The 14,956-nt window shown below is 72.8% G+C and carries 15 protein-coding genes; 4 read left to right on the top strand and 11 right to left on the bottom strand.

Annotation, left to right across the window (positions count from 1 at the left end; genetic code table 11):
* Nucleotides 1–76 precede the first annotated feature (76 nt).
* Together AB0G17_RS27850 and dapE are read right to left on the bottom strand one after the other, a co-directional pair.
* Complete coding sequence (locus tag AB0G17_RS27850) at nt 77–835, bottom strand: TIGR00730 family Rossman fold protein (protein WP_361388506.1); 759 nt, start codon at nt 833–835, stop codon at nt 77–79.
* A gap of 76 nt (nt 836–911) precedes the next feature.
* Entirely contained in the window at nt 912–1,991 is a 1,080-nt protein-coding gene (gene dapE / locus AB0G17_RS27855) for a succinyl-diaminopimelate desuccinylase (protein ID WP_361388509.1), read from the bottom strand.
* A 153-nt stretch (nt 1,992–2,144) separates the two neighbouring features.
* On the opposite strand from dapE, the gene AB0G17_RS27860 reads away from it, so the two are divergent.
* Complete coding sequence (locus AB0G17_RS27860; protein WP_361388512.1) at nt 2,145–3,113, top strand: hypothetical protein; 969 nt, start codon at nt 2,145–2,147, stop codon at nt 3,111–3,113.
* A 287-nt stretch (nt 3,114–3,400) separates the two neighbouring features.
* Nucleotides 3,401–3,853: an ATP-binding protein gene (locus tag AB0G17_RS27865; RefSeq protein WP_361388514.1), complete on the top strand. Its 453-nt coding sequence runs from the start codon at nt 3,401–3,403 to the stop codon at nt 3,851–3,853.
* Between the two features lie 130 nt (nt 3,854–3,983).
* Here the strand turns inward: AB0G17_RS27865 and AB0G17_RS27870 are convergent, their stop codons facing one another.
* Together AB0G17_RS27870 and fdxA are read right to left on the bottom strand one after the other, a co-directional pair.
* A complete protein-coding gene (locus AB0G17_RS27870) occupies nt 3,984–5,078 on the bottom strand; it encodes a bifunctional succinyldiaminopimelate transaminase/glutamate-prephenate aminotransferase (RefSeq protein WP_361388517.1) in 1,095 nt (364 codons plus the stop codon).
* Between the two features lie 118 nt (nt 5,079–5,196).
* Complete coding sequence (gene fdxA, locus AB0G17_RS27875) at nt 5,197–5,532, bottom strand: ferredoxin (protein WP_067163693.1); 336 nt, start codon at nt 5,530–5,532, stop codon at nt 5,197–5,199.
* A gap of 141 nt (nt 5,533–5,673) precedes the next feature.
* Here fdxA and AB0G17_RS27880 point away from each other — a divergent pair, with 141 nt between their 5' ends.
* The gene (locus AB0G17_RS27880) at nt 5,674–6,672 is read left to right on the top strand and encodes a GNAT family N-acetyltransferase (RefSeq protein WP_361388520.1); all 999 of its coding nucleotides are present in this window, start codon (nt 5,674–5,676) and stop codon (nt 6,670–6,672) included.
* Between the two features lie 46 nt (nt 6,673–6,718).
* Nucleotides 6,719–7,558, top strand: a complete 840-nt coding sequence (locus AB0G17_RS27885) for a transglutaminase-like domain-containing protein (protein ID WP_361388523.1) — start codon at nt 6,719–6,721, stop codon at nt 7,556–7,558.
* 19 nt (nt 7,559–7,577) lie between these two features.
* On the opposite strand, the gene AB0G17_RS27890 is transcribed toward AB0G17_RS27885, so the two are convergent.
* From AB0G17_RS27890 to mshB, 7 genes are all read right to left on the bottom strand, one after another.
* Nucleotides 7,578–8,192 carry a response regulator transcription factor gene (locus AB0G17_RS27890; protein ID WP_361388697.1) on the bottom strand — a complete coding sequence of 205 codons (615 nt, stop codon included), beginning with the start codon at nt 8,190–8,192 and terminating at the stop codon, nt 7,578–7,580.
* A 14-nt stretch (nt 8,193–8,206) separates the two neighbouring features.
* Nucleotides 8,207–9,430: a sensor histidine kinase gene (locus tag AB0G17_RS27895; RefSeq protein WP_361388526.1), complete on the bottom strand. Its 1,224-nt coding sequence runs from the start codon at nt 9,428–9,430 to the stop codon at nt 8,207–8,209.
* Nucleotides 9,427–10,167, bottom strand: a complete 741-nt coding sequence (locus AB0G17_RS27900; protein WP_361388529.1) for an ABC transporter permease — start codon at nt 10,165–10,167, stop codon at nt 9,427–9,429. Before AB0G17_RS27900 ends, AB0G17_RS27895 begins: the two co-directional genes overlap by 4 nt.
* Complete coding sequence (locus AB0G17_RS27905; RefSeq protein ID WP_361388532.1) at nt 10,164–11,087, bottom strand: ABC transporter ATP-binding protein; 924 nt, start codon at nt 11,085–11,087, stop codon at nt 10,164–10,166. The genes AB0G17_RS27900 and AB0G17_RS27905 overlap by 4 nt, the downstream gene beginning before the upstream one ends.
* A gap of 169 nt (nt 11,088–11,256) precedes the next feature.
* Nucleotides 11,257–13,452 (bottom strand): hypothetical protein, encoded by a 2,196-nt coding sequence (locus tag AB0G17_RS27910; RefSeq protein ID WP_361388535.1) that lies wholly within the window; start codon nt 13,450–13,452, stop codon nt 11,257–11,259.
* A 165-nt stretch (nt 13,453–13,617) separates the two neighbouring features.
* Nucleotides 13,618–14,040: a DUF6113 family protein gene (locus AB0G17_RS27915; protein ID WP_361388538.1), complete on the bottom strand. Its 423-nt coding sequence runs from the start codon at nt 14,038–14,040 to the stop codon at nt 13,618–13,620.
* Entirely contained in the window at nt 14,040–14,927 is an 888-nt protein-coding gene (gene mshB / locus AB0G17_RS27920; protein ID WP_361388541.1) for an N-acetyl-1-D-myo-inositol-2-amino-2-deoxy-alpha-D-glucopyranoside deacetylase, read from the bottom strand. The genes AB0G17_RS27915 and mshB overlap by 1 nt, the downstream gene beginning before the upstream one ends.
* Nucleotides 14,928–14,956 lie beyond the last annotated feature (29 nt).

Here is a 14,956-nt window from a genome sequence, read left to right on the forward strand (position 1 = left end):
GCCGGTGTGCCGCTGTGCCCACCCGTGCCGCCCCCAGCGGCACGCATGCCCACAGCGGCGCGGGGTGCACCGGTCCCTACCGCCCCACCTCCTTCGTCACCAGCGCCACCGCCTCCTCCACACTGTCCGTGACGTGGAAGAGGAGCAGGTCGCCCGCGGAGGCCTTCCCGCCGGCCACCACCGTGTCGCGGAGCCAGTCGACCAGGCCCGACCAGTACTCCGAGCCGAACAGGACGATCGGGAAGCGGGTCACCTTGCCGGTCTGCACGAGCGTGAGCGCCTCGAAGAGCTCGTCCAGCGTGCCCAGCCCGCCGGGCAGGACGACGAAGCCCTGTGCGTACTTCACGAACATCGTCTTGCGGACGAAGAAGTAGCGGAAGTTGACGCCGATGTCGACATGCGGATTGAGCCCCTGCTCGAAGGGCAGCTCGATACCGAGGCCGACCGAGACGCCGTGCGCCTCACGCGCGCCCCGGTTCGCCGCCTCCATCGCGCCCGGCCCACCGCCGGTGATCACGGCGAAGCCCGCGTCGACCAGCGCGTGGCCGATCTGCACGCCCGCTTCGTACTCCAGTGAGCCCACCGGCGTACGGGCCGAACCGAAGACGCTGATGGCGCTGGGCAGTTCGGCGAGCGCGCCGAAGCCCTCCACGAACTCGGACTGGATGCGCATCACCCGCCAGGGGTCGGTGTGCACCCACTCCGAGTCGCCCTCGGTGTCGAGGAGCCGCTGGTCGGTGGTGCCGGGCTGGACCTGGTCGCGGCGGCGCAGTACCGGCCCGAGCCGCTGCTCCAGCCGCTGTTCGCCCGGAAACTCTCCCTCGGGGTTGGCCATTGCGTGCTCCCTCCGCTGGCTGGTCATATGACGCGTCCGGCCAGGGTAGGACGACTTACGTTACGAATGACGAGATTCAGGCAGTCAGCCAGGCGTGAAGTCGCCGTTCACAGTGGGTGATCCGGTCGACGGCGACGTGCTCGTCCCGCTTGTGCGCGTACAGGGCGTCGCCGGGCCCGTAGTTGACAGCGGGGACGCCCAGTGCGCCGAAGCGGGAGACGTCGGTCCAGCCGAACTTGGGCTGCGGGGTGCCGCCGACCGCCGCCATGAAGGCCGCGGCGGCCGGGTGCGAGAGCCCGGGCAGGGCCGCGCCCGAGTGGTCGTCGACGGTGAACTCCGCGATGTCGCACTCCGCGAAGACCTCGCGGACGTGGGCCAGCGCCTCCTCGGCGCTGCGGTCCGGCGCGTAGCGGTAGTTGACGGTGACCGCGCACGCGTCGGGGATGACGTTGCTGGCGACGCCGCCCTCGATCCGTACCGCGTTCAGGCCCTCGTGGTACTCCAGACCGTCGATCACCGGCCGGCGCGGCTCGTACGCCGCGAGCCTGGCCAGGATCGGGGCGGCCGTGTGGATGGCGTTGGACCCCATCCAGCTGCGCGCGGAGTGGGCCCGCTCGCCCGTCGTGTGCAGGATGACCCGCAGGGTTCCCTGGCAGCCGCCCTCGACCTGGGCGTCGGAGGGCTCAAGGAGGACGGCGAAGTCGCCCTCGATCCAGTCGGGGTGTGCGTCGGCCACATGCCCGAGACCGTTGAGGTGTGCGGCTACCTCTTCGTTGTCGTAGAAGACGAAGGTGAGGTCGCGGTTGGGCTCGGGGACGGTCGCGGCGATGCGCAGCTGGAGCGCCACGCCGGACTTCATGTCCGAGGTGCCGCAGCCCCACAGGATGCCGTTCTCGTCGAGACGCGACGGCACGTTGTCGGCGATCGGGACGGTGTCGATGTGCCCGGCGAGGATGACCCGCTCGGACCGGCCCAGGTTGGTGCGCGCGACGACGTTGTTGCCGTGGCGGTCCACGGTCAGGTGCGGCAGCGTCCGCAGGGCCGCCTCGATCGCGTCCGCGAGCGGCTCCTCCGTCCCGCTCTCCGACGGGAAGTCGACGAGCCACGCGGTGAGCGCGGGGCCGTCCAGGGTCAGGTCGAGTGCGCTGTCTGCCATGGCCACGACCCTAGCGCGCACACCCCGACCAGGGCCGGGGCGTCCACAAGCGCGCGGCGGGGGCCGGACGGCGGCGGGCCCCGGCCCCTTCTCCACCGTCCTCCCCGCCCACCCCCGCACCGTCCCCGGGCCCCCGCCCCGCCCTCCAGTACGGTGGTCCCCGTGTCCCAGCCCGTCACCCCCCACCGACCCGTCAGGCGCGGCCGCCTCTTCCGTATCGTGGCCGCGGCCGTCGTGCTGCTCGCCGTCGCCGGATATCTGGTGGTGCAGTACGTGAGCGGGGGGCCGGGGGCGCCGAGATGCACGGTGGGGTCGGGGGACGACACCTACCGGCTCAGCCCCGAGCAGGCCGAGAACGCGGCGACCATCTCCGCGGTCGGGACCTCGCGCGGGATGCCCGAGCGGGCCGTGACGATCGCGCTCGCCACCGCGCTCCAGGAGTCGGGCCTGCGCAACATCACGCACGGCGACCGCGACTCGCTCGGCCTCTTCCAGCAGCGGCCCTCGCAGGGCTGGGGCACCGTGCAGCAGATCATGGACCCGGTGTACTCGGCCGGGAAGTTCTACCAGCGCCTGGCCGAGGTGCCCGGCTACTCGCGGCTGCCGCTCACCGTCGCCGCGCAGAAGGTCCAGCGCAGCGGCTTCCCACAGGCCTACGCCAAGCACGAGCCGGACGCCGCGCTGCTCACCGCCGCGCTCACCGGCCGCACCCCCGCCGCGCTGACCTGCACGATCGCCAAGGACGCCCGCCCCGGCGACCCGGCGCGGGTCCGCGCGGAGCTGGCCCGCGCGTTCGGCGCGGGCGTAGCTCCGGACAAGGGCGAGGGGCGCGAGGTCACCGTCCCGGTGCGCACGCCCGCGCACGCCGGCGCCGAGGGCGGCGCCGAGCAGCACGGCTGGGAGCTGGCCCACTGGGCGGTCGCGCACGCCGCGGCGTTCCGCGTCGAGCAGGTCTCCTACGCCGGGCGCACCTGGCGCGCGGAGGGCTCCCGCAAGGGCTGGCACACGGACGACACCGACGCCGAGGCATCCGGCGCCACCGGCCGGAACGCGGGCGGCGAGACCGGCGGCGCGGAGAATTCCGGGGCCTTCGGCCAGGTCCGGATCCAGCTCGCCGGATAGCGCGCGACACGCGTTCGGACGGCCACCCGTGCGGGGCACAGATGGCTTTCGCGTACACCGTTTCGTACACCCACCCCCGCGCCCGCCGGAAGAATCGTCAATTCCCTTGGAAACAAAGGGATCGGAAGTGTTCAGCGTATTGTCGCGACGGTTCATTTGCCGTTTTTATCCGAACCCGATAATGCGACGCATTGCGAACTCTTTACCTGGCGCCTCCGCAACCTCCGCCGCACCCCGAGGAGTTGTCACAGCGTCCGAACGCCGTTCCTCCCGTCTCAAGGAGCATCATGTCCCTCCCCCTGACCCGTCGGATCGCCCGTGCCGCACTGCTCATCGCGGCGGGTGCAGTTCCCGTGGTCGGCGCGGCCGGCGCGGCGAGCGCCGCGGCCCTTCCGGAGACCCCGAACCTGGGCGGCCTGACCGCCCTCGACGGCGCGAGCCTCGGCAACACCGCCGACGGCGCCGCGCAGAAGGCCACCGGCCTGGCGGGCGACGCCGGCAGCAAGGCGGTCAAGCAGGCGGTCCCGGCCGCGGGCAAGACCGTCGGCAAGGCGGGCAAGACGGCGACCCCGGCGGCCCAGAAGACGGCCGGCGACGCCGCGGGCAACGCGGGCGACCTCCTCGGCTCGACCGCCAAGTCCACCAGCGTGGACGGCCTCCCGACGACCGGCCAGCTGCCGACCGGCGGCCTGCCCTCCACCGGCCAGCTGCCCCTCAAGGGCCTGCCCCTCGGCGGCTGAGCCGAGCGGCCGCGCGCCGCGCGGCACACGCCGAAGGGGCCCCGGGATCCTGTCCCCGGGGCCCCTTCTCGTGCCTGCGAGCCGGTCCGTACGACTTCGTACGACTTCGTACGACTTCGTACGCGCGGAGCTATCCCAGCCGCTTGACGGCCGCCTCGACGCGCTCGTCCGTCGCCGTAAAGGCCACCCGGACGAACTTCTCGCCCGCCTCGCCGTAGAAGTCGCCGGGCGCCACCAGGATGCCGAGCTCGGCGAGGTGTGCCACCGTCTGCCAGCAACCCTCGTCGCGGGTCGCCCACAGGTAGAGGCTGGCCTCGCTGTGCTCGATCCGGAAGCCGTGCTTGACCAGCGCCTCGCGCAGGGCGGCGCGGCGGGCCGCGTACCGCGCGCGCTGCTCCTGGACGTGGACGTCGTCGCCGAGCGCCGCCACCGTGGCCGCCTGGACGGGCGCGGCCGTCATCATCCCGCCGTGCTTGCGGATCTGGAGCAGCTCGCCCAGCACCGCCTCGTCGCCCGCGAGGAAGGCCGCGCGGTAGCCCGCGAGGTTGGACCGCTTGGAGAGCGAGTGGACGGCGACGATGCCCTCGTACGTACCGCCGCAGACGTCCGGGTGCAGGACCGAGACCGGCTCGGCCTCCCAGCCCAGTTCCAGGTAGCACTCGTCGGAGAAGACGAGCACGCCGTGCTCGCGCGCCCAGGCGACGATCCGGACCAGCTCGTCCTTGGCGAGGACCCGGCCGGTCGGGTTGGACGGCGAGTTCAGCCACAGAAGCTTGAGCCCGGCCGGGTCGAGCCGGGTCGGGTCGTCGTAGACGACCGGCGTCGCGCCGCAGAGGCGGGCGCCCACCTCGTACGTCGGGTAGGCGAGCCGGGGGTAGGCGACCTTGTCGCCCGCGCCGAGGCCGAGCTGGGTCGGCAGCCAGGCCACCAGCTCCTTGGACCCGACCACCGGCAGCACGTTGCGGTGGCCGACGCCGACCGCGCCGAGCCGGCGCCCCACCCATCCGGTGAGCGCGTCGCGCAGCTCCGTGGTCCCCCACACCGTCGGATAGCCCGGCGAGTCCGCGGCCTCGACCAGCGCTTTCTGAACGAGCGCCGGGACCGGGTCGACCGGGGTGCCGACGGACAGGTCCACGATGCCGTCCGGGTGGGCGGCGGCCGTCGCCTTGTACGGCTCGAGCTTGTCCCAGGGGAAGACGGGCAGGCGTGCGGAGACTGCGCCCACGGAGGTGCTCACTTTCTCGTACCGGGTTCCGTACTACTCGGTTCCGTACGGAGGAAACGCCTCGGTCCCGTAGGGCGGCGGGAGCCGTACGGGACCGGGGGGACACGCGGTGTCGGTGTCAGTGCTCGCTGTCAGCGTTGATGTCGGCGGGCAGCGCGGCGATGAACGGGTGGTCACGCTCGATCAGGCCGAGCTTGGAGGCACCACCGGGCGAACCGAGCTCGTCGAAGAACTCGACGTTCGCCTTGTAGTAGTCCTTCCACTCCTCCGGGGTGTCGTCCTCGTAGAAGATGGCCTCGACCGGGCAGACCGGCTCACAGGCGCCACAGTCGACACATTCGTCCGGGTGGATGTAGAGGGACCGCTTGCCCTCATAGATGCAGTCGACCGGGCACTCTTCGATGCATGCCTTGTCCTTAAGGTCGACACAAGGCTCCGCAATGACGTAGGTCACGCTGTCGTTCCTCCTCGATAGGGCGCGGCGGGCCGGTCTGCGGCTCCGTCCACGTGGCGCGCGGGAGCGCGGCGTCGTCGATGCCCACACCTAGTATCTCCGTTCCGGGGCGCGATCCGAACAGGAGGGGCGAAGAGAGCTGTGGAGTTCACCACCGGCGGACGCTTGATCGTCAGAATCACGCCGGAAGATCAGGGCAAACGCGTATCAGTCAGACACCTGGCGAGGTCCGGGGAGCGGGGCGAGAAGTTCACCGACACGGTCGGCGTGCTCACATCGTGGGATGCCGGGGTGCTGTCGATCGTGCGCAGGAACGGGGAGACGGTCCACGTCCCGGAGCGCGAGATGGTCGCGGGCAAGGTGATCCCTGCCGAGCCCGCCCGGCGCCGTGGCCCGGCCGCCACGTTCCGGGAGTTGGCGCTGGTCAGCGCACGTGCCTGGCAGCCCGTGGAGAGCGAGGCGCTGGGCGGATGGACGCTGCGGGCGGCCGGCGGATTCACCCGCCGGGCCAATTCGGTGCTGCCGCTCGGGGACCCGGGGATGCCGCTCGCGGACGCCCTCGCGCACGCGCACGCGTGGTACACGGCCCGTGGCCTTCCCACGTATGTACAGACGTCCACCGGCGCCGAGGGGACCCAGGAGCGGCTCTGTGCCGATCTTGAAAGGTTTGGGTGGGTTCGCGAGGTAAGCGCCCAACTGCGGATCGCCGCACTTGCCCCGATCGGGGACCTCGACGCGGACGTGTCCCAGGTCGCGCTCTCCCGTTCCGTCGGGCCGGGCTGGCTGAGCCGCTACCAGCGCACGGGCACGCCGGGACCCCATGTGCTGAAGGTTCTGGAGAGCGGCCCCTCGACGTGGTTCGCGACGGTGGCCGGGGAGGCGGGCGCGGCGCCCGCCGCGATCGGCCGGTGCGTGGTCGACGGCCGGTGGGCGGGGTTCATGGCGGTCGAGGTGGACCCGGCGCAGCGCCGCCGGGGGCTCGCGACGGCCGTGATGACCGCGCTGGCCCGCCAGGCCCTCTCCGAGGGGGCGTCGGCGGCGTGGCTCCAGGTCGAGGCGGACAATGAAGGGGCGCGGGCCCTCTACGACGCCCAGGGCTTCGCCACCCACCACACCTACCACCACTTCCGGCAGCGCTGAGCGCGGACCGGACTTTCCGATCTCCACGAGCGGGTACGAGGCGTTTATGGACCCCGAAAACCCCGGCGCCGAGGACTGGCGGCGGCAGTTCACCGAGGAGGCCCGGTCCGAGCGGCCGGACCTCGCCACCCTGTGCCTGCTGATCGGCGCGGTGGCCGATCCGGAGCTCGGGCAGCGGGGCCTCGACGACGCCCAGATGGAGCTGGACCGGCTGGCCGGCCTGCTCCCGTACGGCGTCCCGGGGGCCCGCGCCTGGGCGCCGGCCCTGGCCGAACTCCTCGGCCGCGGCTGCGGGTTCCGCGGCTCCCCGGCCGAGTACCAGCGCCTGGAGTCTTCGCTCCTGCCGGAGGTCCTGCGCCGCCGCCGGGGCCTGCCGATCCTGCTCTCGGTGGTCTGGATGGAGGTGGCCCGCAGGGCCGGGGCGCCGGTGTACGGGGTGGCCCTGCCCGGCCACTTCGTGGTGGGCTTCGGCAGCCCCGAGGAGCGGGTCCTGGCGGACCCGTTCGACGGGGGCCGGCCACTGACGGGCGCGGACGCGGAGCTCCTGGTGGCCGGGGCCACCGGCGCCCCGCTCGACCCGTCGATGCTCACCCCGGCCGACCCGCTGGCGATCGTGCTGCGCATCCTCAACAACATCCGGGCCTGGGCGGCGGCCCGCCCGGAGCAGAGCGCGGTCGCCCTGTGGGCCCTGGACCTCTCCCTGCTGCTGCCCACCCATCCGGCCCGGCTGCGCTACGACCGCGCCCAACTCCTGGTCCAGCGCGGCGACTTCCTCGCGGGCGCGGCGGAACTCGACCTGTACGCGGACGTCCTGGAGGCGGTGGAACCCCGCACGGCCGAGACGGTCCGGGGGCGGGCGCGGGCGGCCCGGGCGATGCTGAACTGACGCCGGGCCCGTAGGGTTCCTACAGCCAGCCCTTCTCGCGGGCGATGCCCACCGCCTCCGCCCTGTTGCGGGCCGCCAGCTTCTGGATGGCCATGGAGAGGTAGTTGCGGACCGTGCCCTGGGAGAGGCAGAGGCTGCGGGCCAGTTCCGCGTTGGTGGCGCCGTTCGCCGCCGCGCGCAGGACGTCGCGCTCGCGGTCGGTCAGCGGGTTGGCGCCCTCCGCGAGCGCCGCCACGGCCAGCGTCGGGTCGATCACCCGCTCCCCCGCGAGCACCTTGCGCACCGCGGCCGCGAGCTGGGCGGCCGGGGCGTCCTTCACCAGGAACGCGTCCGCGCCCGACTCCATCGCGCTGCGCAGATAGCCGGGGCGGCCGAAGGTCGTGAGGATCACGATCTTCAGCTTCGGCAGCTCGCGGTGGAGGACGGCGGCGGCCTCGATGCCGGTCATCCCGGGCATCTCGATGTCCAGCAGCGCCACGTCGACCTCGTGGGCCCGCGCGGCTGCCAGCACCTCGTCGCCCCGCGCGACCTGGGCGACCACCTCGAAGTCCGGCTCCAGGCCGAGCAGCGCCGCGAGCGCCTCGCGGACCATGGACTGGTCTTCGGCCAGCAGGAGTCGGATCATGAACCGGATCCTAGGGCCTGTCGTCAAATTCCCGTCTGTCCTGCGACGCCTGGCACGCACTCTCGGGAGGCCAGCGGGATGCGCGCGGTGAGCGTGAAGCCCTTGCCGCACGTGGCCTCGACGCTGCCGCCGACCTTGGCCAGGCGTTCCGCGAGCCCGGTCAGACCGTTGCCCGGGACGGCGGCGCCGGGGCCGCCCCGGCCGTCGTCGGCCACCCGCAGCTCCACGAACCGCCCGTCGAGCGTCTGCCGTTCGCCGAGCGTGACCAGGCACCGCTTGGCCGCGCTGTGGCGCACCACGTTCGTGATCGCCTCGCGGACCACCCAGGCCAGCGCCTCCTCCGCGCCCGGGGGCGCCCCGGGCGGCAGTTGGGCCTCGGACTCGGCGGGCAGGTCCGCGGCGACCCCGGCGGCCGTCAACGCGGTGCGCGCGCCCGCCAGTTCCCCGGTGAGGGTCGCCCTGCGGTATCCGGTGACCGCTTCCCGTACGTCCACCAGGGCCTGGCGGCTGACCTGTTCGATGTCGGCGACCTGCTGGGCCGCCTGGTCGGGGTGGTCGGGGAGCATCCGGCCCGCCAGCTCGCTCTTGAGCGTGATCAGGGAGAGCGAGTGGCCCATCAGGTCGTGCAGGTCGCGGGCGAGGCGCAGCCGCTCCTCGTTGGCCGCCAGCTGGGCCACAGTGGCCCTGGCCTGGCGCAGCTCCACGGTCGTACGGACGAGATGGCGCACGCCCGTCATGGCGAAGCCGCCGAGCAGGGCCGGGATCGCCAGGCCCGGCACGAAGTCGCCCCAGTCGCCCTTGGTGGTCAGGCCGGCCAGGGCCATCGTGGCCGTCGCGCCCGGGATCGCCCACCTGGCCAGCGGCAGCGGCAGCACCGCCCCGCAGCCGACCGACACGTACACGAAGAGCACCAGCCAGGGCGCGCCCAGGGTCAGTGAGGTGATCACCGCGATGCAGGCCAGGGAGACCAGTATCGAGGCGACCGTGACGCGGGCGAAGGGGCGGGCGGTGTGACGGAAGACCAGGGCCAGATAGACCGCGACGAACGCCACCAGGGCGATCCAGCCGAGCGTGGTCGCCCACGCGGTGTGCTGCTCCTTGAGGAGGTCGGACACCGGGGCGCCGAGGAACGCCAGCCAGATGCCGATCCACAGCAGCTTGCGCAGCGCCTCCTGACGGTTCTCCGGCGGTCGGCCGATCGTGGCCACGGTTGCCTCGGCCCCGCGGTCTTCCGTCACGCTCGTCACGCCTTCAGGGTGTCCTTCCGGTACAGCCAGGCCGCGCCGCCCGCGAAGAGCAGGAAGTAGGCGGCGAGGACGGCCACGTCCTTGGTGGCCGGGGCGTTGCCCGCCTCGATGGCCTGCCCGAGGGCAGCGTACGCGTGGGTGGGCAGCCACTTGGCGAGCGACTGGAGCCAGGGCGCGAACGTCGTCGTGGGCATCCACAGACCGCCCAGGATGGAGAGGCCGAAGTAGATGATCATCGTGATCGGACGGACCGCGTCACCGCTGGCGAGGTAGCCGATGGCCACGCCGAGCGCGGCGAAGCAGAGCGAGCCCGCCCAGATGGAGCCGGTCAGCGCCAGCCACTGCCAGGTGTCGAACCGCACGTCCTTGACGGTCGCGGCGACCAGGAAGACCACCACGATGCACGGCAGGGTCACCACGGCGGCGCTCGCGATCTTCGCGAGGACATAGCCGCGGCCGGGCAGCGCGGTCAGCCGCAGCTGGCGCACCCAGCCCTTCTCGCGCTCCTTGGCGATCTTCTCGCTGTTGCCCATCAGGACGGCGGTGATCGCGCCGAACGAGGCCATCGAGACCATGAAGAAGGCGGGGAAGGTCAGATCGGTGCCACCGATCTTGTCCGTGGTGTTCTGCGACCCGGAGATCATCAGGTAGAGCGCCGACGGGTAGATCACCGAGAAGAACATGAACTTCTTGTTCCGCAGGGTGCGGGTGATTTCGAGCTTGATCAGGGTGTTCATGCTGCCTTGGCCTCCTCGGCCTCGGTGATGGCGACGAAGGCCTGCTCCAGGCCGAGCCCGGCGACTTCGAGGTTGCGCGGGTACAGGCCGAGCCCGTACACCGCGTGGACGGTGGCGTCGGCGTCGGTCGACTGGAGGCGGACCGTACGGCCGGAGATGTCGAGGCCCGACAGGAACGGCAGCTCCCGCAGGACCGACTCGTCGATCACGCCCTCCAGGTCGAAGGCGATCCGCCGCGCGCCCGCCTTCGCCTTGATCTCGGACGCGGTGCCGTCGGCGAGGAGGCGGCCCTTGTGCAGGACCAGGACGCGGTCCGCGATCGCGTCCGCCTCCTCCAGGTAGTGGGTGGCGAACAGGACCGTACGGCCCTGCTGCGCCTGCTCGCGCATGGTCGCCCAGAACGCCTGGCGGGCGGTGACGTCCATGCCCGTGGTCGGCTCGTCAAGGACGATCAGGTCGTTGGCGCCGGCCGTGGCGAGCGCGAAGCGCACGCGCTGCTCCTGGCCGCCGGAGAGCTTGTTGACCATCCGGTCGGCGATCTGCCCGATGCCCGCGCGGTCCAGGACCTCCTCGACCGGGTGCGGGCGCGGGTGCAGATCGCAGGCGAGCTTGACCAGCTCGCGGACCCTGACCTCCTCCATCAGACCGCCGCTCTGGAGCATCGCGCCGACCCGGCCGTCCTTGATGGCCTGCTCGGGCGTGGTGCCGAAGAGGCGCACCGAGCCGGCGTCGGCCTTGCGCAGGCCGAGCAGCAGGTCGAGCGTGGACGACTTGCCCGCGCCGTTCGGCCCGAGCAGCGCGACCGTCTCGCCGGGGTGCAGCTCCAGGGAGAGGTCCGCGACGGCGTGGACGTCGCCGTAGCTCTTGCTCACGTGCTCGAAGCTCACCACGGAGGTGGAGATGGAGGTGGTTGTGGTCATGCCCCAAGGTTCGCCCGCAGGGCGGGGGCGGAGGCAGTGCCGGGTGTCGTGAGTGTCGGATGACAGATGTCATACGGGCGGCATGACACGGCCCCCGCACACCTTGGGCGTACGGGGGCCGGGCACAGCCGTGCAGGTCAGCTCGGGTTCGAGTCGCCCGGGGGCCGGGTCAGCTCGGGTTCAGGTCGATCGTCACGACGCGCTCTGCCGGGGTCTTGCCGCGCAGCGCGCTCTGCATCGCCTTGGCCACGTCGTCGGCCGTCAGCTGGTGCTTCTGACCGTCACCCTTCATGATCATCACACCGTCGAAGGTGCTGCCCATGAGCTGCTCGATGGCCTTCTTGTCGTAGACCTCGACCAGCTTCCCCTCGATCGGCTTCATCGAGAGGATCTTCGGGAGCGACTTCACCGGACCGAAGTCGATCTTCTTGCCGCCCGCCTTGACGCTGATCAGGCCGGACATCGCGGGCTTGGCGAACTCGTTCATCGCCCGGTCGATCTCGGCCTGGGTGATGGTGGGCTGGCGCCCGGCGACCGGCAGCCGCACCTCGTTGGGCCTGCCCGTCTCGACCTGCGCCCGGTACGCGTCCTTGACCGAGATCATCGAGCGGTTGACGTCGAGGCTCTTGCCCGCCTTGCCGGGGACGGCCACGGCCTTGCCCGGGACGAACTTGATCGTGCCCTCGACCGCCGAGCCCGACGCGCCCGCCAGGTCGGTCAGCGCGACGCCGAGCTTCTCCTCGTCGACCGGGATGACCGGCTCGGCGACGCGCTTGCCGCCGAAGAGGGAGGAGATGACGGAGACGGGGTTGTAGTCGCTGCCCGCCGCGTTGCGCACGGTCGCCTGGCTGTCCAGGGCGAGGCCCGCCTTGTCCGGGGCGAGCGTCTCCTTCTTGCCGTCGACGCTGAGCCGCAGCGGCTGGGCCGCGCGCTTGCCGAGCGTGGCGTCGAGCTTGGCGACGGCCTGCTCCTTGCTGCCGCCGCCGATGTCGACGCCCAGGACGGTGGTGCCCTTGGGGACCTCGGAGTGGTTGAGCAGCAGGCCCGCGCCGTACGCGACACCGGCCGCGGCGAAGGCGGCGACGCCGAGCAGGACCAGCTTGGAGCGGCCCTTCTTCTTGGCGGGCGCGGGTGTGCTCGGACGGGCCGGGGCGGGCGGCTCCTCGGCCGGGCCCGGGTCGTCGGACAGCCGCGGAGTGAGGTCCGGACCGCCCGCGCCGGGCGCGAACGGGGAGCGGCTCTCCGCCGGTACGACCGGGATCCCGCTGGTCAGCGTGTCACCGGAGACATGGCCGGCCGGCGGGGGCGAGCTCACTCCACCGCCCCCGGCACCCGGCACCGGGGCCGGGGTCTGCGGGGTCAGGATCGCCGTGTCGTCGGACATCCGGGGCCCGGGCGGCGCCACGGGCCCGGGCCGCACGCCCTGGGCGCCCAGGACCGGGGAGCCGTGACTCGGCGTACCGCCGGGACCCTGCGCACCCAGCACCGGGGTGCCGTGGCTCGGGGTGCCCTGCGGGCCGCCCGGCGCGCCGCCGAGCCGCTGCTGGCCCTTGCGGCTGCCGACCGGGCGGGTGGGTAGCGCGGAGGTACCGGTGACCGGGCCGGTGGTGGGCCCGGCGGGGCCGCCGTTCCCGCCGAGGGCGGAACGGCCCGAGCCGTTGGCGGCGGCGGAACCGGCGCGGAAGCCGTTGACACCGGTGGAGCCGGTGGCGTCGGGGCCACCGGGCGCGAAGCCGTTGGAGCCGTTGTTGCCGGGGCCGCCGGGTGCGAAGCCGTTGCGGTCGCGGTCGCCCGGCGCGAAGCCGTTGGAGCCGCTCGTGCCCGCGGAGCTGCCCGGCGCGAAGCCGTTGGAGCCGTTGGAGCCGTTCGTGCCCGCGGGGCCGGTCGGGCCGGGGGCGGGGCCGCCGCCCTCGGTGCCGTTGGCGGGCGCGCCCTGCGGGCCGTCCGAGAAGTACGGGAGGTTCGCGCGCGGCGTGCCGGACGGCGGGGTCGTGCCGGAGCCCGCCTTGCGCGGCGCGAACCAGTCGCTGGCCGGCTTCTCCTCGGCGGCGGGAGCGGCGGCGGCCTCCTCGGCCTCCGCCGCGGCCTGCTGCATGCGCTCGCTCTCCGCGGCGGACGCCTTGTCGGCCTCGCTCACGGGCGTTCTCATCACGACCGGCGGGATGGGCCGGGACCCGGGGATGTTGATCCGGATACGCGTCGTCAGCGTGGTCTCGGTCTTCGGCTCGTCCGGCTCGGCGGCGGCGGCTTCCGGGGCGTCGTGCGCCGGAGAGTGCGGCGTTCCGTACGGCGGGGTACCCGACGGGTACGCAGCTCCGCCGCGCCCCTGGGGGCCGGAGGTCGAACTGTCAGTTTCACGACTCAAGGCAGGTTCTCTCCCGATCGGCTCCGCCACCCGCTCTTGTCTCGTGTGCCTGTGTGCGGGCGGCTCGGCGGCGCGCACCACCATACTGGCCGCCGCCGATACGCACCGGGCGGCCCGGGGAAGCAGGGCACCACACCCTGTACTGCGCCGCCGCGATCGCGTACGTCACTTGCCCGTGCGGACCGAATCACGGGGCGGTTGCAGCAGGTTGCCGATCGTGGCACAGATCACAGCCGCGGCCATCCCGCCGAGCAGGAAGACGTACGAGCCGAGGCCCGCGCCGAAGACGAAGTCGCCTTCGGGCCTGGTGGCGGTGAGGAACAGCACCGCCACCAGCCAGCCCGCGCCCGCCGAGCCGACCCCGGCCCGGCTGCCCGTCAGGTCCGTACCGACGTAGAAGAGTCCGGCCGCGGCGGCCAGCGAGAGCAGCAATCCGCCGGGGAACCAGGCGGCTTGGACGAGCGCGCCCGTGGCCCCGGTGAGCGCGCCGAGCACGAACAGGGCCACGAAGGCGGCGATCCGCCCGGGGCGGGCGCCCGCCGTACGGGAGTTGACGGACGGACCGGACTTAGGGGATGTAGTGCTCATCACACACCCAGCCCGGCGAACAGGTCGTGCTCGCGGACATCGGCCGGGGCTCCGGACCGGCCGCGCGCCAACTCGTAGTACTCGACGGAGAAGAGCGGCTGGCCCAGGTCGTTGGAGAGCGCGAAGAACGGGCCGTCCACGGCGATCTGGGTGAGGTGCGCGCGCATCGCGGCGGCCTTGGCGGCGGCGTGCGCGGCGCCGTCGATCTCGGCGGTGATCTGCGCGTCCTCGACGACGCCCGGGATGTCGGTGACGTCCGCGATGCCGGCGAAGGAGGCACCGGAGGCGCGCAGCCGGGCGAAGCCGGCCTCGGCCACCGGGCGCGGCACCCGGTTCCAGTAGATCTTGGCGATGGTGTGCGGCTCGCCGAGGTCGGGGCGGTAGCCCGGCTCGGCGGCCAGTTCGGCGGCGCGCATCGCCACCCGGTGAGCCTGGATGTGGTCGGGGTGGCCGTAGCCGCCGTTCGGGTCGTACGTCACCAGGACCTGCGGGCGGACCTCGCGGATCACCTCGACCAGGTGGGGGGCGGCGTCCTCGACGTCGGTGTTCCAGAAGGCGCCCGGGCGGTGGTTCTGCTCCAGGCCCATCATCCCGGAGTCGCGGAAACGGCCGGGGCCGCCGAGGAAGCGGTGGTCGGTGACCCCCAGCTCCTTCATCGCGGCCGCCAGTTCGACGGTCCGGTGGGCGCCGAGGCGGTCCTCCCGGTCGGCGGTGAGGTGCGCGAGGTCGGGCGGGATGACCTCGCCCTCTTCACCGAGGGTGCAGGTCACCAGGGTGACCAGGGCGCCTTCGGCGGCGTAGCGGGCCATGGTGGCGCCGTTGTTGATCGACTCGTCGTCGGGGTGCGCGTGCACCAGGAGCAGCCGCCGGGCGGGGAGATCCGTCATACGGGACAGCCTACGAGGCATGCCGCACG

Origin of the sequence: Streptomyces sp. NPDC023838 (genome assembly GCF_040639555.1) — a bacterium.
GTDB lineage: Bacteria > Actinomycetota > Actinomycetes > Streptomycetales > Streptomycetaceae > Streptomyces.